Raw genomic sequence first — 19,002 nt, 5'->3', positions numbered from 1 at the left:
GTGACGTGCGATTCCCCAACCAACGTTTAGCGCAACTGTTTTCGATGCTGCAAAACGAGACGCTGCCACAAGATGAGCTGGCGCAGCGGTTGTCGGTTTCAACACGTACTGTCCGGGCGGATATTACTGCGCTCAATGCCCTCCTGAACGAGCACGGGGCGCAGTTTATTCTCAGCCGAGGTAATGGCTATCAGTTACGCATTGATGACCATGCCAGCTTTAAGACCTTACAAACGCAGCAGCCTGCCGCGCTGCGCATTCCTCGAACCAGTCAGGAGCGCGTACATTATTTGATGGTGCGTTTTCTGACTTCTGCCTTTTCTCTCAAGCTTGAAGATTTAGCTGATGAATGGTTTGTCAGCCGGGCGACGCTACAAAACGACATGGCGGAAGTGCGGGAATGGTTACAGCGATATCACCTGACGCTGGAAACGCGTCCGCGCCATGGCATGAAACTGTTTGGCAGTGAGATGGCGATTCGCGCCTGTCTGACCGATCTCCTGTGGACCCTGACACAGCAGGATCCGGCGCATCCGCTGGTGACAGAAGAGGCGCTGTATGCCGGGATCCCGTCACAGCTTCAGCCGGTGCTGGAAGATATCTTCACCCGTTTTCATATCCGCCTTACCGATGAAGGCGATCTGTTTTTACGCTTATACTGCGCGGTCGCCGTGCGTCGCATTAGCGAAGGTTACCCGCTGTCGGATTTTACGACGGAAGAGGTCGAGGAGAATGTCTCCCTGGCTGCGCGTGAGATTGCCGGTGTCGTGCAGCATCTGGCGGAGCACCCGCTTTCCGTATCAGAAGAGAACTGGCTGAAGGTGCATATCGCTGCGCGCCAGGTACAGGAGGTAGCGCCGAGCGCGATCAATGCCGATGATGAAGAGGCGTTGGTGAACTACATCCTGCGGTTTATCAATACCCAGTACAACTATAACCTGTTAAACGATCAGCAACTGCATGCTGACCTGCTTACCCACATCAAAACGATGATCACCCGGGTTCGTTACCAGATTATGATCCCGAACCCACTGCTTGAGAACATTAAGCAGCACTACCCCATGGCGTGGGATATGACGTTAGCGGCGGTATCCAGTTGGGGCAAATATACCCCTTATGCCATCAATGAGAACGAGATTGGCTTTTTAGTCTTACACATTGGCGTGGGGTTGGAGCGTAGTTACAACATTGGTTACCAGCGTCAACCTAAGGTCCTGCTGGTGTGCGACGCAGGTAATGCGATGGTGCGGATGATCGAAGCGGTGTTGGCGCGTAAATATCCGCAGATTGAGATCGTGCGAACGCTGACGCTGCGCGACTATGAGCAGCGGGAGAGTATTGCGGAAGACTTCGTTATTTCCACTGCGCGAATCGCTGAAAAAGACAAACCGGTTGTACAGATTGCGCCATTCCCGACGGATTACCAGCTTGAGCAGATTGGTAAACTGGTGCTGGTGGACCGAACTCGCCCGTGGATGCTGAACAAATACTTCGATGCGACCCATTTTCTCATTATCAACGACGCGATGGATCAACAGACGCTGTTTAAAACGCTGTGCGATCAGTTACAGCGCGAAGGGTTTGTGGGGAGCGAATTCCTCGATTCGGTGGTTGAGCGTGAAGCCATCGTCAGCACAATGTTGGGTGACAGTATCGCTCTGCCGCACGCCCTTGGTCTGTTGGCGAAGAAGACGGTGGTATACACGGTTCTGGCCCCGCAGGGCATTGCCTGGGGCGACGAAACGGCACACGTGATCTTTTTACTCGCGATCAGTAAAAGCGAATACGAAGAGGCGATGGCGATCTACGATATTTTCGTGACTTTCCTGCGCGAGCGTGCCATGACGCGCCTGTGCGCCAGCCAGAATTTCGCCGAGTTTAAAACAGTAGCGATGGAGTGCGTTAGCCGGTTTTGAGAGGCATTTTCCAGAAATGAATGTAATGCAGATGTAATGCTATAATGCATTACATCTGCATTCACGCTGGAGGCATAATGGCCACAATTAACGTCAGACTGGACGATAAACTCAAAAACGAGGCCTATGCGGTGCTGGAAAAACTCAATATCACGCCAACGGAAGCGGTACGACTGTTATTTCAGTATGTCGCCGAAAATGGCCGCATGCCGGTAAAAACGGTCACCCTTAGCGATAATGAAGAGGCGCTGTTACAGACCGTCCGGGAGCGACTGGCGAATCCGCAAAAGGGCGTAAAGGTCAGGCTGGATGAGCTATGAACTAGAGTTTGATCCGCGCGCGCTGAAAGAATGGCAAAAATTGGGTGATAACGTAAAAAACCAGTTTAAAAAGAAACTTGCCGAGGTGCTGATAAACCCCAGGATCGAATCAGCCCGCTTACATGGACTGCCTGATTGCTACAAAATTACACTAAAATCATTGGGTTATCGTCTGGTCTATCGGGTCCAGGATGAGGTTGTGACAGTGTTTGTGATTGCGACTGGTAAAAGGGAAAAATCCGCCGTCTATCAAATAGCTGACAAGCGGCGTTAACGATGTGACTAGCGCAAATGATGCACAACCTGATTACTGCTGCCGCGCCAGATTAGCGCCGGGTCTTTGAGATCCTGCACAAATTTGCCGTCGACCAGTACGTTGATCAGATCCACCACTTCCCTTTGTGCGGCGTTGAGTTCTTCCAGCTTATAGCCGGTCCACACCCAGATATCTTTGCCGGGGCATTCCGCGCGAATGCGCTGCACCAGTTGCAGGATCTCCGGCACGTTTTGCGGATGCAGCGGATCGCCGCCGGAAAGGGAAATGCCCTGACGGTGGATACGCGTGTCGTTGAGATCGTTAATGATCTGGTCTGCCATCTCTTTCGTGAATGGCACACCCGAATTCAAACGCCAGGTGCTTTTGTTATAGCAACCCGGACATTCATGTACGCACCCGGAGACAAATAGTGTGCAGCGAGTGCCGGGACCGTTGACGATGTCGACAGGGTAATATTGATGAATCCTCATTTTCGCTTCTCAATTAGCGCCATAGCCGCGTTGGCTGCGCTCACTCACCCCAGTCATGTACACAATGTACGCTCCTGGGGATTCCTTCGTTTACCGCTTTGCTCTGACGCGAATTGCTTTGCGAAAAACGCAGAGAATGTTAATGCGGAGAGCCTGAAATGTGTAGGCCGGATAAGGTGTTTGCACCACCATCCGGCAATACTTCGCAAACGTATTAACCGATTTGCCCGTTGCCTAAATGCTTCACGCGGCGCTTCACTTCTTCCTGCTTACCGGCGTTGAACGGACGAGCGTCCGGGCTGCCTAAATATCCGCAGACGCGGCGGGTTACCGACACGCGCGCGGCGTCGTGGTTACCGCATTTCGGGCAGGTAAAGCCTTTGCTGGTACATTCGAACTCACCGGTAAAGCCACACTCATAACACTCGTCAATGGGCGTGTTGGTGCCGTAATACGGAACGTGTTGATAGCTGTAATCCCACACGTCTTCCAGCGCCTTCAGGTTGTGTTGAATATTCGGGTATTCGCCGTAGCAAATGAAGCCCCCGCTCGCCAGCGGCGGGTAAGGCGCTTCGAAATCGATTTTGTCGTACGGGTTCACCTTCTTCTCCACGTCAAGGTGGAAGCTGTTGGTGTAGTAACCTTTATCGGTCACACCCGGCACGACGCCAAATTCGGCGGTATCCAGACGGCAGAAACGGTCGCAAAGATTCTCACTCGGCGTACTGTACAGGCTGAAGCCGTAGCCGGTTTCTTCTTTCCACTGATCGACCGCCTGACGCAGGCGTTCAACAATCGCAACCCCTTTCGCGCGCAGCGCTTCGCTGTCGTAAAGGTGCTCATTGCCAAACAGGGCATTGATCGTTTCATGAATGCCAATGTAACCCAGCGAAATTGAAGCACGACCGTTTTTGAAGATTTCAGAAACATCATCATCGGCTTTCAGACGCACGCCGCAGGCACCTTCCATATAGAGGATCGGCGCTACGCGCGCTTTCACGCCTTCCAGACGGGCGATACGCGTCATCAGTGCTTTACGTGCGAGCACCAGACGATCGTCCAGCAGTTTCCAGAAGGTGGCTTCATCGCGGCTGGCTTCCAGCGCGATGCGCGGCAGGTTCAGGCTGATCACGCCCAGGTTATTACGACCATCGTGAACCTGTTCGCCATTTTCGTTTTCCCACACGCCGAGGAAGCTGCGGCAGCCCATCGGGGTTTTAAAGGAACCGGTGACCTTCACAACCTGATCGTAGTTCAGGATATCCGGATACATGCGTTTGCTCGCGCATTCCAGCGCCAGTTGCTTAATGTCGTAGTTAGGATCGCCAAACTTATGGTTCAGGCCGTCGCGAATCGCAAACACCAGTTTCGGGAACACGGCGGTTTTGCGGTTTTTGCCCAGGCCAGCAATACGGTTACGCAGGATAGACTGCTGGATCAGACGCGATTCCCAACTGGTGCCCAGACCGAAACCAAAGGTCACAAACGGCGTCTGGCCGTTGGCGGTATGCAGCGTATTCACCTCATATTCCAGGGACTGGAACGCGTCGTAACACTCTTTCTCGGTACGGGACTTTGCATAGCCGTCGGCATCAGGGATCTGCCATTCGTCCGCCGTCTTACGGTGCTTTTTGAAGCTGGCGGCAACAAACGGTGCCAGCACTTCATCAATCCGGTTAATGGTGGTGCCGCCGTAAATATGGCTGGCAACCTGGGCAATGATCTGCGCGGTGACCGCGGTGGCGGTAGAGATCGACTTCGGCGGTTCGATCTCCGCGTTGCCCATTTTAAAGCCTTTGGTCAGCATGCCTTTCAGGTCGATCAGCATGCAGTTGAACATCGGGAAGAACGGAGAATAGTCGAGATCGTGATAGTGAATATCCCCGCGCTCGTGCGCCTGTACGACATCACGCGGCAGCAGATGCTGACGAGCGTAGTGCTTGGCGACGATACCGGCCAGCAGATCGCGCTGGGTCGGGATCACTTTACTGTCTTTATTGGCGTTTTCGTTGAGCAACGCGGAGTTAGTTTGCTCGACCAGACCACGGATCTCCTGGTTCAGGCGACCGCGTTTCTCACGCTGAATGTCGCGATCGTGACGATACTCAATGTACGCACGGGCGAGTTGCTTATACGGCCCGGACATCAGCTGGTTTTCAACGGCGGTCTGGATCTCATTGATGTCGACCTGCGCGCGTTCACCCATCTGGCTGCTAACGATTTCTGCGACGGTGGCGCAGTAATCTGCGTCATCGACACCCGCTGCTTTAGCTGCACGCAGAATGGCTTCTTTGATGCGCTCTGATTTAAACGGCACTTTACAGCCATCACGTTTCATCACATGCGGTGTCATGATCACTCCATATATATAAATAGTTTATCCACAGAGGTCGGGTAAGGATGAAATGCGTTATTCGTACGCTATCCAATGACTTCCCGTAATCTCACCCACTTTTATCCACATTTTTTCATTTAAGGTACGTTGCGGCTGTTGCAATTATAGACAATTAATACAACATGTAGGGTCGGAACGCATTTTAAATTCTATATGTAGTGCTTTGCACGAACGATGTTTGAAGTTTTATTGATGTAGCGCAAAGTAAAAACCAGAGCGCACAGATGGCGGGCATTTAGCGGGCGTAAAATATTCTAAGAAAAATCTGATTGATTATTAAGCAATTACAAAAAATGGCGACTGTAGAAAATATTCAGCCCGAGAATTATTTTCTGCGGGCTGAATGCGATCTATGGGCTACGACTGTAACCACCAGATGGCTTCAAACGGGCGCAGCGTCATGGATGAAGGTTGCAGGGCGACTTCATCGTAATTGTGCATCATGACCTGCCAGCGACCGTGATACTGTTCCGGTTGCCAGGACTGACACTCGCTGCTCAGATTCGCCACCACCAGCAGCGTTTGCCCCTGCCATTCGCGGCGATAGCACCAGAGATGCGGGCTGTCCGGCATCAGGTCATGATAATCACCCCAGGTCAGTACCGGTTCCGCCTTTCGCAGCGCGATTAGCCGCTGATAGGTATAAAACACAGAAGATTGATCGGCGAGCGCTGCCGCCACGTTGATGTCGGCGGCATTGTCGCAAAGTGCGATCCACGGCTCGCCCTCGCTGAAACCGGCATTTTTACTACCGTCCCATTGCATTGGCGTGCGGCTGTTGTCGCGGGATTTACTGGCCAGGATCGCCAGCAGCTCATCCGCATCGTCTCCCCGGGCGCGTCGCTCGGCAAACATATTGTGGCTCTCGACGTCGCGGTAGTCGGTTATACGGGTGAAGTGCGGGTTGGTCATGCCAATCTCTTCGCCCTGATAAATGTACGGCGTTCCCTGCATCCCGTGCAGTACCATCGCCAGCATTTTCGCCGCTGCAACCCGGTATTCACCCTCGTCGCCAAAACGTGAAACGATGCGCGGTTGATCGTGGTTACACCAGAACAGGGCGTTCCAGGCAACGTTGTGCATCCCCTGTTGCCAGTGGCGGAACAGCGCTTTGAGCGCCACAAAATCCGGTTTTGCCAGCGTCCACTTTTCACCGCCGGGATAGTCCACTTTCAGATGGTGAAAATTAAAGGTCATCGACAGTTCGCTGCCGGTAAGTGCGGCATAGCGTTGACAGTGTTCCAGGGTCGTCGAGGACATTTCGCCCACGGTCATGAGCTTACGCGGCGTAAAGACATCGCGGTTCATCTCGTGCAGAAATTCGTGCGCGCGCGGACCGTCGGTGTAATAGCGGCGTCCGTCACCGTCCAGATCGTTAGGGAAGGTCTGATCTTTGGAGATCAGATTGACGACGTCCAGCCGCAGGCCGTCCACGCCGCGATCGGCCCAGAATTCGCAGACTTTTTTCAGTTCGGCGCGAACCGCCGGGTTTTCCCAGTTCAGATCCGCCTGCTCAGGCGCGAAGAGGTGCAGATAGTACTGCTCGCTCTGGGCATGCCAGCGCCAGGCGCTGCCGCCAAATTTGGAGCGCCAGTTATTCGGGGCAACGTCAGGTGTCCCGTCGCGCCAGATATAGAATTCGCGGTACGGACTGTTTTTGTCCTGCGCCTCATGAAACCAGGCGTGCTGGGTGGAGGTGTGGTTGAACACCATATCGAGAATGACGCGAATGCCGAGGGATTTCGCCTGGGCGACCAGTTCGTCAAAATCATCCAGCGTCCCGTAAGCGGGATCGATCGCGGTGTAATTTGCAACGTCGTAGCCATTATCTACCTGCGGCGAGATATAAAACGGCGTCAGCCAGATGGCGTCGACGCCCAGCTTATGCAGATAGCCAAGGCGCTGGGTCACGCCGCGTAAGTCGCCGGTGCCGCTGCCGGTGGTGTCCTGGAAACTCCGGGGATAGATCTGATAGATAACGCCGTTTTGCCACCAGTGGGGAAGGGTATTCATGCTTATTACCTGTGTGCGAGGGGGCGCAAGTGCGCCCCGAAAAAATCAAACAATCTCTAACGTGCCCAGACGATATTTGCGCTGGTAAACAAACGAGGTCAGTACAATCGGGATGACAATAGAAATTGCCATCGCCACGCCGTAGACCTGCCAGTAGGTCGGTTGGATCGAGAGGATACCCGGTACGCCGCCGACGCCGATACCGTTCGCCATCACGCCGTTCAGACCACACAGCAGACCCGCGAGGCCGGAACCGACCATGGCGCAAAGCATCGGGAAGCGGTACTTCAGGTTGATACCGTACATCGCCGGTTCGGTAACGCCCAGATAAGCGGAGATGGCGGCAGGTACGGAAATTTCGCGTTCATTATGCTTACGGCTGGAGATGATGATCCCCACCACGGCGGAGGCCTGAGCAATGTTGGACAGCGCAATAAGTGGCCACACCGGCGTTCCACCCAGGCTCTGAATCATCTGCATATCGATAGCGAGAGTGGTCTGGTGTACGCCGGTGATCACCAGCGGGGCGTACAGGAAACCGAACAGCGCCGCGCCAATTGGGGCAAAGCTGCCGGTCATCAGATGACGCACGGCAAAGGCTACACCGTCGCCGATCAGGCGGCCAAACGGACCGATTAGCGCATGAGCGAGGAACACTGCAAGGATCAAGGAACACACCGGAACGACGACCAGATACAGATAGTCCGGCACGATGCGCTTGAGGCGAGTTTCAATAAAGCCCAGCGCCAGACCGGCCAGCAGAGCCGGGATCACCTGTGCCTGGTAGCCCACTTTGGCGATGGTGAACATGCCGAAGTTCCACACTTCCGGCATCTGTTGACCTAACAGATAGGCGTTCATCAGTTGTGGTGATACCAGCGTCACTCCAAGTACGATGCCTAGGATCGGCGTGCCACCCATTTTCTTGACCGCAGACCAGCAGATGCCCACCGGCAGGTAGAAGAAGATCGCTTCACCAATCAGCCACAGGAAGTCATAGATCGTTTTCAGCGCCGGATACATCTGCGCCAGCGTCTGGCCGTTGCTCATCGGCAAATCGCCAATCACGTTGCGGAAACCTAAAATCAGACCTCCGCTGATCAGGGCTGGCAGCAGCGGAAAGAAGATTTCTGCGAAGTGGGAGATCAACTGCTCATGCCATTTCATATTCTGACGAGCCGCTTTTTTCGCCTGTTCTTTATCGGCGTGGGACTGCCCGGTCGTTGCCAGCAGCGCTTTGTAGTAGTCACCGACATCGGTGCCGATCACCACCTGAAATTGACCGGCGTTGGTGAAGCAGCCTTTGACCATTGATAACTGCTCAATCTCTTTCGGTTTCGCATTGGCCGGTTGGTTCAGCACAAAACGCAGGCGCGTGATGCAGTGGCTTACCGTGGCGATATTTTCTCGCCCACCGACCAGCTCAATTAACCTGTCGATATCCGTTTGTTTAACTTTGCTCATAGTGAAATCCCATGGCGATGACTGTGAAAGGTGTGTTGTTGGAATGGCGACAGGATATCTCTGTGTGGAATTTTAAAAAATGGGAACGTTCCCGAAACGTAGCGAAGATCACAAATTATCGTTCATAAAGCGATCAATACCGCGTCAGGAAAGGGTCGAAGGGATCACGATCTGGCGCAGGCCGCAGCGATCGTTGATCTGCTCGATCAGCTGGGAAGCCGCCTGGCGTCCGGCTTCGGCGTAGCCAGGATCGACCGTCACGATTTCAGGATGGAGGAATTTCATCAGCGGTGTGTTGCCCACGCTTGCCAGCTGGATTTTGTCGATCCGTTGTTCCTGCAGATATTTACTGACGCCCAACGCGAGGGTATCGGTCGCGCAGACCAGAGCAGTGGTTTCCGGGGTGATGACGCTGGCGGCATGATCGAAGCCCTGTTTCATCGCCAGACCAGGCAGGGCAGCGACAGGGTGCAGCTTTTTCTGTTTGCAAAAAGCCAGATAGGCTTCATGGCGACGTTTGCCGGTGGTGACGTCACTGTGCGGAACGCCAAGAAAACTGATCTGTCGGTGTCCCTGCTCGTATAGTCGCTGCATCAGGATGTTAATCGCGCCTTCATCGTCGTAACAGACTGAGGCGAATCCTTTGGCATCGCGCGCCAACAGAACCAGTGAAGCCTGCCAGGGGGCAATCATCGCCTCCGTGATCCCGGTAAAGCCAAACAGCACCACACCGTCAATGTTGCGTCGGCTCAGCATTCCCAAATGTTCTTCCACCATCGCAGGGGAAAACTGGCTTTCCATCATGATGGGATCGTAACCCTGCTCATAAAAGACCGGTAGCATGGTCTGGACGGCGAGATTTTCTGACAGTGAATCGAGACGGGTCACAATAATGGCGACCACTTTATCGCTTTGCCCACGCATGGCGCGCGCAGAACGAGAGGGGGAAAATCCGTGCTGATTCATTACCGCTTCCACGCGTTCGCGGGTGCGTTCACTCACGCCGCTTTCGTTGTTCAGCACGCGGGAAACGGTGGATTTTCCCACGCCGCTTAAGCGGGCTATGTCTTTGATGGTCAGCCGATTTTGCATCCTGAATTCCCGTGGTACGCAGCGATAATGTTAAGAGGGTAACTTTAATCAAGTGAAGGTCAATGCGCAAAGTCTGGTTTATTATTGATTTAATCACAGAAAGTTATTATATCGCGTGGTGGGTCGCGATTTTTGAGGAAAGCAGGAAAAATGCCGAATGGCGTTTCGCTTATCCGGCCTACGTGGGGGGAACCTGTAGGTCGGATAAGACGTGAACCGTCATCCGGCTTTAACGCAACTTAGTTCTTCAGGATCCACGCTTCTTTCCAGTGAGCGCCAACGCCTGGCTCAAACTGGTTCGCGGTTGGGGAATACTGGACGCAGTAGCCGCTGTATGGGAAAGGCTTACATTCGTAGGTCTTACCGTCTTTCGGCTGCAGCACCACGGTACCCGCTTTGTAAGAACCGATATTTTCCGGGAAAGTGAAGTCATGGTGGCCGGTGTTACCGGACGCTGCTTCGCCTTCCAGTATCATATCCAGAACATCCTGCGCAAACAGGGTGCCGTCTTTGTTGGTCGCATAGTATTTCAGCATATGGTGACCCGCAGTGACGTCAGTCAGGGTCAGGGTGACATCCTGGTTGGCGTTATTCATGTCCTGTTTCAGGTAACCTTTCTCTGCGCCATGATGGTTCATTACGCGCGCTTCGAAATTCACATCACCCTGGGTGTTGACGTGGAAGGTTACGGTCGCGTTACCGTTTTCGATTTTGCTGTACTGCATGTTAGAAACGGCGATGGTTTCGTTAACCGCCGCTTTCTGCTCTTCATAAGAAATGGCAACGGATTGCAGGGTGCTGCCATCTTTAACGAACACACTGTTCGCGCCATGTACCGGAGCGATTTCGCCGCCTTCATCTTTCACGCCAACGCGAACATCGCTATGGGTATTGTTGATCAGTTGCGCCATATCGTAAGACCACTGGTTAGCATCGCCTTGTGCAGCGGAGGCAATAGTCATTTCGGTGCGCAGAGAGGTAACTTCACCGTTAGCATCGAAGAAACGCGCAATGACTTTGTCGCCTGCATTCAGGTTGTTACCGGCGATAGAACCGCTCAGCGTTTTGCTCCATTGAGAAACAACAGCCGGCGTTTCATCTGGCGTCACGTTGCCGCCGTTACCGAAGTCGACGTCGATAGCCTGGTAGAAGCTATTGGTGGTGTCCGCAATTTCCCAAACGCCATAAATAACCTGATAACCGGTACGTTCTGGCACATTACAGTTCATAGACTGGGTGACTGCCGGTGCCTGGTTATTTCCGTTAATGGTACAGAATGGGGTTAATTCAAACTGATCGCGAGTCAGTGGCTTATTTGGATCCCAATTTTGTTTGGTGATGTAATAACGCCAGTTGGTGGTTTTATGCGGCGCAGTATGGTGCCATACAAACTGATGTGGGCCAGCCGTCATTGGGTTTTTGGTCCACGCATTCAGGCTTTGTTTATCAAGCTGAGAATAGTTGGCAATACCCGCACTGGCGAGCTGTCCGTCTGGTGGCAGGGCGCCGGTCGGGAAACCAGAGGTTTTTTCAACGCTCTGCGGTTCATATTGCACAGTACCACAGTCAATATTCTGCCCCAGTTTACACATATAAGCGCGACTGGCAGGTGATTCAATATAACCGTGTGCGAACGCTGAAGAGGCAACGGTCAATGTTGCCATTGCCAGCGCAATTTTAGAAAGTTTCATAAATAATCCATTAAAGAGTTAAAACCACGAGTTTCAGGCGCAGTGTATTAATGGAAGGTTTATGCTGTCATTGCATGCTGAGGAGAAAAAGAATCAAAAAAGATTATGACTGGATTTTTAAAAGATAAAGCAGCCAACGCTGCTTTATCTTTATTGCGTGTTAATTAACGACGAACGGCGATCGCTTCAATCTCAATCTTCACGTCTTTCGGCAGACGCGCCACTTCCACACAGGAGCGTGCCGGGAAGGTCGCCTTATGCTCGGTGAAGAAGGCTTCGTAAGTGGCGTTCACGGTGGCGAAATCGTTCAGATCTTTTACAAATACGGTCGTTTTAACGATATCGCCCACTTTCAGGCCAGCCGCTTCAACGATGGCTTTAACGTTTTCAAGCGACTGACGTGCCTGAGCGGACACGTCTTCCGGTACGCTGCCGGTTTTCGGATCAACCGGGATCTGACCGGAAGTGATGATCATGCTGCCCAGATCTACGCCCTGAACATATGGACCGATAGCTGCGGGTGCATTTTCCGTCGCGATTGTTTTGCTCATGATTTCTCCTGAATTACAGCGGTAATAGAATGTTCTCGGCCATTATAAGGAGCCGAGAATTTATAACCAACCCCAATTAGTTGGCCAGCACCACATAATGAGAAAACTCTTTTTCACAGTATTTACATTTGAGCGCGATATCATCCGCGCGCTTTTTCACTGCAAAACTGGATGAAACGGGCTCAGCATGGCTGATGCAATTGCTGTTCGGGCAGACCAGTACGCTGTCGATGCGATCCGGCAGGCTTGGGCGTGATTTACCAACCACTTCGTAATTATCGATACGGTTCACGGTGGCCTGCGGAGCGTACAGAGAAAGCTGGTTAACCTGCTCGGCGGTCAGGAAGGTATTCTCGATTTTGATCAGGTCTTTGCGGCCCATTTCGCCGGAAGGTAAATTCAGGCCGATGGTGATGCGCTGATCTGTTTCGGTCAGCTTGAACAGGGTCAGCAATTTAAAACCGATCTGGGCGGGAATGTGGTCGATTACGGTACCGCGTTTGATCGCTTCAACCTGCAGTTTATTATCGTGTGTCATTTTGTTTTCTCCCCTTACAGTGCCAGATCGCTAGTCAGAACCAGTGCCAGTAACGCCTGGCGCGCGAAAATACCGTTACCCGCCTGCTGAAAGTACCAGGCATGCGGCGTCTTATCGACATCAGTGGCGATTTCATCAATGCGCGGCAGCGGATGCAGGACTTTCATATTTTCACGCGCGCCGACCAGATCGCTGGCGCGCAGGACAAACTGCGCCTTCACGTTGGCGTATTCAGAAGGATCCAGGCGCTCTTTCTGCACGCGGGTCATGTACAGAATATCCACTTCCGCCATCACCTCTTCAATTGAGGCGTGCAGGCTCCAGGCGATGCCTTTTTCGTCGAGCATATCCAGAATGTACTGCGGCATCGCCAGCGCGTCCGGCGCGATAAAGTAGAAGCGGTTGCCGTCAAACTTCGCCAGGGCCTGGGTCAGGGAGTGAACGGTACGGCCATACTTCAGGTCGCCAACCATCGCCACGTGCAGATTATCCAGACGGCCCTGGGTTTCCTGAATGGTGAACAGATCCAGCAGCGTCTGGGTAGGGTGTTGGTTCGAACCGTCGCCGGCGTTCAGCACCGGCACGTTGCCCGAGAACTCGGTCGCCAGGCGCGCTGCGCCTTCCTGCGGGTGGCGCATAACGATGGCGTCGACGTAGGTGCTGATTACTGAGATGGTATCCGCCAGCGTTTCACCTTTCTTGCCCAGGGAGGTATTGGCGCTATCAGAGAAACCGACCACGCTGGCGCCCAGACGATGCATTGAGGTTTCGAATGACAGGCGGGTGCGGGTGGACGCTTCAAAGAAGCAGCTGGCAATCACCTTGTGCTTCAGCAGCTCAGGCTGCGGGTTCGCTTTTAATTTCGCCGCTGTCGCCAGCACCAGATTGAGTTCATCGCGGTTGAGGTCGTTTATGGAAATGATGTGTTTTTGATATAGCGGGTTAGCCATGTTTATCTCCTGACGCCTGGGCAAAAAAAAGCCCCTCAATTGAGGGGCTGGGAATAGGTGAGCAACGGAAAGAAAAACGGCAGGCCAGCGTCTGTTTTCAGACGCGGTAAGACAGAATGTCGTACACACTGGACCATACTTCCTCCCGGCAAATTGTCCGCGATTATACTCAGGTCCGTTTGCGGATCAAGCAAAAAATGACGATTTTATTCAACGCAAACGGTTTTAATGAATATTAATTCATTCTTAGTAAGTAATTAATCCTTTTGTGGACCAGGCCGGTTCGCTGTATCACCCTTGGTGCGACCCAGACGATATTGCTACCTGCTACCACACCAAGAATCTCAGGCATCGCGTGATAGTCCAGAATTCTGGCGACTGCGCTGCCGTATCCAGCCACGGTATGGATAAGGATAAACTCGCTGTTATGCTCCACGCTTACCACCATTTCCGCCACCGAACGGGCGGCATCCGGCGCGGGATGTAAATGCGGATTCACGGAATAAATCTTTTGTCCTTTCGAATTACGAATTTTTATGACGCCAAGCAGCTTCAGCAGTCGTGACACCGACGACTGGCTAATACTGACAAAACCATGATCTTGCATATCCCGGCGTATCTCTTCCTGAGAGAGGTAACTTTTTCCGCTAATCAGGCGCTGACAAACCGCCAGTTGCTGCTGCTCTTTGGCGGAGTAATCATCATAATCCTTCATAAATGCACCTTACTTTATTATTCGCCAACGCCAACATGGTACAGCCGTTCAGAGCCTCCATACCGCCGTAAAATGCCGACAATAAACATGCGCTGACGCAAAACTTCGCAAGATAGAGATGGTACGCCAGCAAATTTTCTCGTATAACAAATAAAAATGAAACGCTGTTTTGAATGTGAGGTATGAGATGATCGTTGGCAATATTCACCATCTACAATCCTGGCTTCCTGAAGAGCTGCGCCAGGCCATTGAGTTCATAAAAGCAAACGTCACCGAAGCAACGGAAAAAGGGAAACATGACATTGACGGCAGCCGTCTGTTTTACCTGATTTCCGAAGACATGACCGAGCCACACGAGAAGCGCCGTGCGGAGTATCACGCGCGTTATCTTGATATCCAGATTGTCCTGAAGGGTCAGGAAGGAATGACCTTCAGCGTACTGCCTGCGGGTACGCCGGAAACGGACTGGCTGGCGGATAAAGACATCGCATTTTTACCGGAAGGTGAACAAGAGAAAACCGTCATTCTGAATGACGGTGATTTCGTCGTCTTTTATCCGGGTGAAGTCCACAAGCCGCTTTGCGCGGTCGGCGCACCGGCAACGGTACGTAAAGCCGTGGTGAAACTGCTGGTGGAGTAAGGCTTTTTCTGCCGGAGGGTACCCGGCCTACTGAACATGTAGGCCGGATAAGACGCTGCGCGTCGCCATCCGGCAAAACGCCCCATCACTGAGCTAACGTCGCCACCATCACCGCTTTAATGGTGTGCATCCGGTTCTCGGCCTGGTCGAACACGATGCTGGCCGCCGATTCAAAGACCTCATCGGTCACTTCCATTCCGCCGTGCAGGCCATATTCCGCCGCCATCTTTTTACCAAGTGTCGTCTGGTCATCATGGAACGCGGGCAGGCAGTGCAGAAACTTCACCTGCGGGTTACCAGTCAGCGTCATCATCTGGCTGTTTACCTGATAATCGCGCAGCAGGGCGATCCGTTCCGCCCATTTTTCTTTTGGCTCACCCATCGACACCCAGACATCGGTATAGATAAAGTCCGCGCCCTTAACGCCGGCGGCGATATCTTCCGTTAACGTAATCGCCCCCCCGTTTTTCTTCGCCATTGCGCTACATTCCGCCACCAGCGCGGCTTCTGGCCAGCAGGCTTTAGGGGCTACCAGGCGCAGGTCCAGACCGGTCAGCGCCGCGGCTTCCAGCATCGAGTTGCCCATGTTGTTACGCGCATCGCCGGTGTAAACCAGCGTCATTTCGTTGAACGCTTTGCCCGGTAAATGCTCCTGCATCGTTAGCAGATCCGCCAGCAGTTGGGTCGGGTGGAACTCGTCGGTTAAGCCGTTCCATACCGGAACGCCGGAATATTCAGCCAGCGTTTCCACAATCTCCTGGCCATAGCCGCGATACTGAATGCCGTCATACATACGGCCCAGCACGCGGGCCGTGTCTTTAATTGATTCTTTATGCCCAATCTGGCTACCGCTGGATCCGAGATAGGTAACGCGAGCACCCTGGTCGTAAGCGGCAACTTCGAAAGAGCATCGTGTACGGGTCGAGTCTTTTTCGAAGATGAGCGCGATGTTTTTACCAGTAAGTTTTTGTTCTTCTTTGCCGTTTTTTTTATCGGCTTTCAGTTTGGCGGCGAGTTGCACCAGCGCGGTGAGTTCAGCAGAGGTGAAATCGAGTAACTTCAAAAAATGCTTCTGATAAAAACCTGACATAGTTCCCTCCTGAGGCATAAGCCACTTATTGAATTAAAATTCAATTTATATGGATGGTTATGCATTTGCAACCCCGTTTAACAAATCTTTTCTGGAAAGGTGGAGGCAATGACGGTGGTATGTGACAATAAGAGTATCGGCAGGACATTATGAGGAACGAGCCATGGCAAACCCGGAACTACTGGAAGAGCAGCGTGAAGAGACGCGCCTGATTATTGAAGAATTACTGGATGATGGCAGCGACCCGGACGCGCTGTATACCATCGAGCACCATCTTTCCGCAGACGATTTCGAAACCCTGGAAAAAGCCGCGGTAGAAGCTTTCAAGCTCGGCTATGAAGTCACCGAGCCGGAAGAGCTGGAAGTGGAAGAAGGTGACACGGTGATTTGCTGTGACATCCTTAGCGAATGCGCGCTGAATGCTGAACTGATCGACGCTCAGGTTGAACAACTGATGAACCTGGCAGAGAAGTATGAGGTCGAATACGACGGCTGGGGCACCTACTTTGAAGATCCGAACGGCGAAGAAGGTGAAGACGGCGAAGATGAAGACTACATCGACGACGAAGACGACGGCGTGCGTCACTAAGGACTTCAAATACTGAAAGTGCGGCGGCACTCGCTGCCGTACTGTTTCAACAGGTTACTCATGGACTACCCGCAAATACTCTCTCCGGTTCTCTCATTTCTGCACTGTCCGACGCCGCAAGCGTGGATTGACCAGGCGCGGCTGCCGCAGCATCTTCCTCTCTTACTCACCGACCATCTCATCTGCGAACTGAAAGCGGCGCAAACCGCGATGCTGCTGGTGCGTAAATATGTGGCGGATAAACCGGGGGCGGATGCACTGTTGAGCTGGCTACAGCCCTATGAAGCTTTTGCTTTCCGGGAAGGGCCCGAGCCAGACTTTATGGCATTACAGAAGCAGATTAGTAAAAGCGTCATGCCTGAAACGGACGATCCGTGGGGGCGGAGGCTCATCGACAGTATGGTGCTTTTGATTAAAGAAGAACTGCATCATTTCTGGCAGGTGCGTGAAGCCATGCAGGCACGCAATATTCCCTATGTGAAGATCACCGCCAGCCGCTATGCCAAAGGGATGCTAAAAGGTGTGCGCACGCACGAGCCGTTGACCTTAATCGACAAGCTCATCTGCGGAGCCTACATTGAAGCGCGTTCCTGCGAACGCTTTGCGGCTTTAGCGCCGTACCTCGACGATGAATTACAAAAATTCTATCTCTCTTTGCTGCGTTCTGAAGCGCGTCATTACCAGGATTACCTCGCGCTGGCGCAGGCGGTATCACGAGACGATATTGCGCCTCGTATTCGCTATTTCGGCGAAGTGGAAGCCGCATTAATAACATCGCCAGACGCGGAATTCCGTTTTCACAGCGGCGTTCCTGTGGCCTCTTAATTCCGGTAGTTCTGCTAAATGTGCAGTGACAAAGCGCGCAACGGGGTGAAAAATATCCCTTTTTTATCCTCTGCACCTTTTGATGTCGCAGGTAAGGAATCTTGATGAACTGGACACACGTCATTCTCGCAGGCTACGTTGGCGCGGTTATCGCTGCTGTCGTTGGCCTGTTTCGTAAAAAAGGTTGGCTCGGCAAAGTCTCCGGCGTAGTGGTGATGCTGGTAGCGATCGCCGTGTGGAACGTTTTTGATGTGCATTACCTGATCCCAAGGGAAAAGGCGGCCTCCGGTCAAAGCGAAGAGCAACAGTTCAGTGACGCAATGTCTTCACTGCCGACGATGCAGGTATTGAAGGAGCAAGAGCCCGCGCTGTGGACGCAGATCCGCGATCAGACAATCCAGATGCGTAAAGAAGGGAAGACGGAGCAGCAGCTCATTGATGCCGTGCAGCCGCAGATCCTCCAGGTTCAGATGGCGCGCCTGCAAAATGCGCCGGATGAAAACGTCATCGACTATATGAAAATCAATCTCGAACAAATTGCAGCGGTGCAGAAAAAAGGCAACGAGGAGTGTTTCCGTTTTCTTTTTCCGGCGGTAAAAGGCGGAATAAACCCGATGCGTCTTATCCCGAAGGAGATTATCAATCGTCGAATGGACAGTGATGTTGCGATGATGCGAGCGGCGTACGGAACAGGCCGGCACGCGGTAACGGATGCGGAAAAACAGCAGGCATTGCAGGATCTACGCAGCGTGGTTCCAGCACTGGCGCAACGCTACGGTCAGAATTTGCAAATTATGGCCGAACCGCAGAAAGGGATAGGCAAAGAGAAAGTGGCTTGCGATCTGATTCAGGACATGTGGAAGGATGTTTTGAAATTACCAGCAGCCAATGCTGCTGGCGTAATTCGACTTTCCGTCTCGCCAGAAATGCAATAACGAGGTTTACAGGGGTTTGAGCATCCGCACTTCGCAGTCGACGTGCCCGGTGCAGCCTAACGGCTCGCTGATATGCTCAAATCCTAAATGTTCGTACAGACCAATCGCCTCGCGGAGAAACGCAGTTGTTTCCAGATAGCAGCGTTTAAATCCCAGCTCGCGGGCGTGATCCAACGCCATCAGCGCCAGCTTCTTCGCCAGCCCCTGGCCGCGTATGGTCGGCAAAAAGTACATTTTTTGCAGTTCACAAATATCCGGTTCGCTACAGGATAACGGGGCAATGCCGCCGCCGCCCACGACTGCGCCATTGTGCTCCACGACCCAATAGGCGTGACCGGGCTGAGAGTAAAGCTGATACAGTTCGTCCAGATTCGGATCGGCAACGGTATAGCCTTTATCTGCGGTGAGACCATATTCGGCGGAAACCTGACGAATAACCGCGGCGATAGCCTGGTTATCGTTAATCGTCAGACGACGTAACGTGAGAGACGCGACTACATTCATTTCACTACCCGGTTAATAACACTCATA

Annotated in this window: 20 protein-coding genes; 7 read left to right on the top strand and 13 right to left on the bottom strand. The window is 52.8% G+C overall.

The annotated features are described in order from the left end of the window. The first annotated feature begins 5 nt into the window (after nucleotides 1–5). The 3 genes from HVY19_RS17830 (at nucleotide 6) to HVY19_RS17820 (ending at nucleotide 2,510) form a co-directional block, all read left to right on the top strand. Nucleotides 6–1,916 carry a PRD domain-containing protein gene (locus HVY19_RS17830; protein WP_181681851.1) on the top strand — a complete coding sequence of 637 codons (1,911 nt, stop codon included), beginning with the start codon at nucleotides 6–8 and terminating at the stop codon, nucleotides 1,914–1,916. Between the two features lie 77 nt (nucleotides 1,917–1,993). Next, nucleotides 1,994–2,236 carry a type II toxin-antitoxin system RelB/DinJ family antitoxin gene (locus HVY19_RS17825; RefSeq protein WP_181681849.1) on the top strand — a complete coding sequence of 81 codons (243 nt, stop codon included), beginning with the start codon at nucleotides 1,994–1,996 and terminating at the stop codon, nucleotides 2,234–2,236. After that, entirely contained in the window at nucleotides 2,226–2,510 is a 285-nt protein-coding gene (locus tag HVY19_RS17820) for a type II toxin-antitoxin system RelE/ParE family toxin (protein ID WP_181681847.1), read from the top strand. Before HVY19_RS17825 ends, HVY19_RS17820 begins: the two co-directional genes overlap by 11 nt. A gap of 8 nt (nucleotides 2,511–2,518) precedes the next feature. On the opposite strand, the gene nrdG is transcribed toward HVY19_RS17820, so the two are convergent. From nrdG to HVY19_RS17765, 11 genes are all read right to left on the bottom strand, one after another. Then, nucleotides 2,519–2,983 carry an anaerobic ribonucleoside-triphosphate reductase-activating protein gene (gene nrdG / locus HVY19_RS17815; protein ID WP_181681845.1) on the bottom strand — a complete coding sequence of 155 codons (465 nt, stop codon included), beginning with the start codon at nucleotides 2,981–2,983 and terminating at the stop codon, nucleotides 2,519–2,521. A gap of 214 nt (nucleotides 2,984–3,197) precedes the next feature. Beyond that, nucleotides 3,198–5,336 carry an anaerobic ribonucleoside-triphosphate reductase gene (nrdD, locus tag HVY19_RS17810; RefSeq protein WP_181681843.1) on the bottom strand — a complete coding sequence of 713 codons (2,139 nt, stop codon included), beginning with the start codon at nucleotides 5,334–5,336 and terminating at the stop codon, nucleotides 3,198–3,200. Nucleotides 5,337–5,735: 399 nt separating this feature from the next. After that, nucleotides 5,736–7,391: an alpha,alpha-phosphotrehalase gene (gene treC, locus HVY19_RS17805; protein ID WP_181681841.1), complete on the bottom strand. Its 1,656-nt coding sequence runs from the start codon at nucleotides 7,389–7,391 to the stop codon at nucleotides 5,736–5,738. A gap of 45 nt (nucleotides 7,392–7,436) precedes the next feature. Then, nucleotides 7,437–8,855: a PTS trehalose transporter subunit IIBC gene (treB, locus tag HVY19_RS17800; protein WP_181681839.1), complete on the bottom strand. Its 1,419-nt coding sequence runs from the start codon at nucleotides 8,853–8,855 to the stop codon at nucleotides 7,437–7,439. 144 nt (nucleotides 8,856–8,999) lie between these two features. Continuing rightward, entirely contained in the window at nucleotides 9,000–9,947 is a 948-nt protein-coding gene (gene treR / locus HVY19_RS17795) for a trehalose operon repressor TreR (RefSeq protein WP_181681837.1), read from the bottom strand. 239 nt (nucleotides 9,948–10,186) lie between these two features. Further along, nucleotides 10,187–11,638, bottom strand: coding sequence for an N-acetylglucosamine-binding protein GbpA (gene gbpA, locus HVY19_RS17790; protein ID WP_181681835.1), 1,452 nt, complete (start codon nucleotides 11,636–11,638; stop codon nucleotides 10,187–10,189). Between the two features lie 164 nt (nucleotides 11,639–11,802). After that, on the bottom strand, nucleotides 11,803–12,189 hold the full coding sequence (gene ridA / locus HVY19_RS17785; protein WP_181681833.1) for a 2-iminobutanoate/2-iminopropanoate deaminase: 387 nt from the start codon (nucleotides 12,187–12,189) through the stop codon (nucleotides 11,803–11,805). A 76-nt stretch (nucleotides 12,190–12,265) separates the two neighbouring features. After that, complete coding sequence (gene pyrI / locus HVY19_RS17780; RefSeq protein WP_181681831.1) at nucleotides 12,266–12,727, bottom strand: aspartate carbamoyltransferase regulatory subunit; 462 nt, start codon at nucleotides 12,725–12,727, stop codon at nucleotides 12,266–12,268. Nucleotides 12,728–12,741: 14 nt separating this feature from the next. Continuing rightward, entirely contained in the window at nucleotides 12,742–13,677 is a 936-nt protein-coding gene (pyrB, locus tag HVY19_RS17775) for an aspartate carbamoyltransferase (protein WP_181681829.1), read from the bottom strand. A gap of 35 nt (nucleotides 13,678–13,712) precedes the next feature. Beyond that, the gene (gene pyrL, locus HVY19_RS17770) at nucleotides 13,713–13,814 is read right to left on the bottom strand and encodes a pyr operon leader peptide (RefSeq protein ID WP_042289418.1); all 102 of its coding nucleotides are present in this window, start codon (nucleotides 13,812–13,814) and stop codon (nucleotides 13,713–13,715) included. Nucleotides 13,815–13,912: 98 nt separating this feature from the next. After that, nucleotides 13,913–14,392, bottom strand: a complete 480-nt coding sequence (locus HVY19_RS17765; protein WP_181681827.1) for an ArgR family transcriptional regulator — start codon at nucleotides 14,390–14,392, stop codon at nucleotides 13,913–13,915. 187 nt (nucleotides 14,393–14,579) lie between these two features. Here HVY19_RS17765 and HVY19_RS17760 point away from each other — a divergent pair, with 187 nt between their 5' ends. Then, nucleotides 14,580–15,032 carry a YhcH/YjgK/YiaL family protein gene (locus HVY19_RS17760; protein WP_181681825.1) on the top strand — a complete coding sequence of 151 codons (453 nt, stop codon included), beginning with the start codon at nucleotides 14,580–14,582 and terminating at the stop codon, nucleotides 15,030–15,032. Between the two features lie 85 nt (nucleotides 15,033–15,117). Here HVY19_RS17760 and argF read toward each other — a convergent pair whose 3' ends face one another. After that, nucleotides 15,118–16,122: an ornithine carbamoyltransferase gene (gene argF / locus HVY19_RS17755; protein WP_181681822.1), complete on the bottom strand. Its 1,005-nt coding sequence runs from the start codon at nucleotides 16,120–16,122 to the stop codon at nucleotides 15,118–15,120. Nucleotides 16,123–16,285: 163 nt separating this feature from the next. Here argF and rraB point away from each other — a divergent pair, with 163 nt between their 5' ends. The 3 genes from rraB to HVY19_RS17740 all read left to right on the top strand — a co-directional run bounded on the left by rraB (nucleotide 16,286) and on the right by HVY19_RS17740 (nucleotide 18,471). Further along, nucleotides 16,286–16,711, top strand: a complete 426-nt coding sequence (gene rraB, locus HVY19_RS17750; protein WP_181681820.1) for a ribonuclease E inhibitor RraB — start codon at nucleotides 16,286–16,288, stop codon at nucleotides 16,709–16,711. A 12-nt stretch (nucleotides 16,712–16,723) separates the two neighbouring features. Continuing rightward, on the top strand, nucleotides 16,724–17,536 hold the full coding sequence (gene miaE, locus HVY19_RS17745) for a tRNA isopentenyl-2-thiomethyl-A-37 hydroxylase MiaE (protein ID WP_181684322.1): 813 nt from the start codon (nucleotides 16,724–16,726) through the stop codon (nucleotides 17,534–17,536). Between the two features lie 104 nt (nucleotides 17,537–17,640). Beyond that, nucleotides 17,641–18,471, top strand: a complete 831-nt coding sequence (locus HVY19_RS17740) for a topoisomerase II (RefSeq protein WP_181681818.1) — start codon at nucleotides 17,641–17,643, stop codon at nucleotides 18,469–18,471. Between the two features lie 6 nt (nucleotides 18,472–18,477). Here the strand turns inward: HVY19_RS17740 and HVY19_RS17735 are convergent, their stop codons facing one another. Continuing rightward, the gene (locus HVY19_RS17735) at nucleotides 18,478–18,975 is read right to left on the bottom strand and encodes a GNAT family N-acetyltransferase (RefSeq protein ID WP_181681816.1); all 498 of its coding nucleotides are present in this window, start codon (nucleotides 18,973–18,975) and stop codon (nucleotides 18,478–18,480) included. Nucleotides 18,976–19,002: the final 27 nt, after the last annotated feature.

The sequence above is a fragment of the Citrobacter sp. RHB25-C09 genome, assembly GCF_013836145.1.
GTDB lineage: Bacteria > Pseudomonadota > Gammaproteobacteria > Enterobacterales > Enterobacteriaceae > Citrobacter_A.
This window is presented reverse-complemented; position numbering and strand designations above follow the sequence as displayed.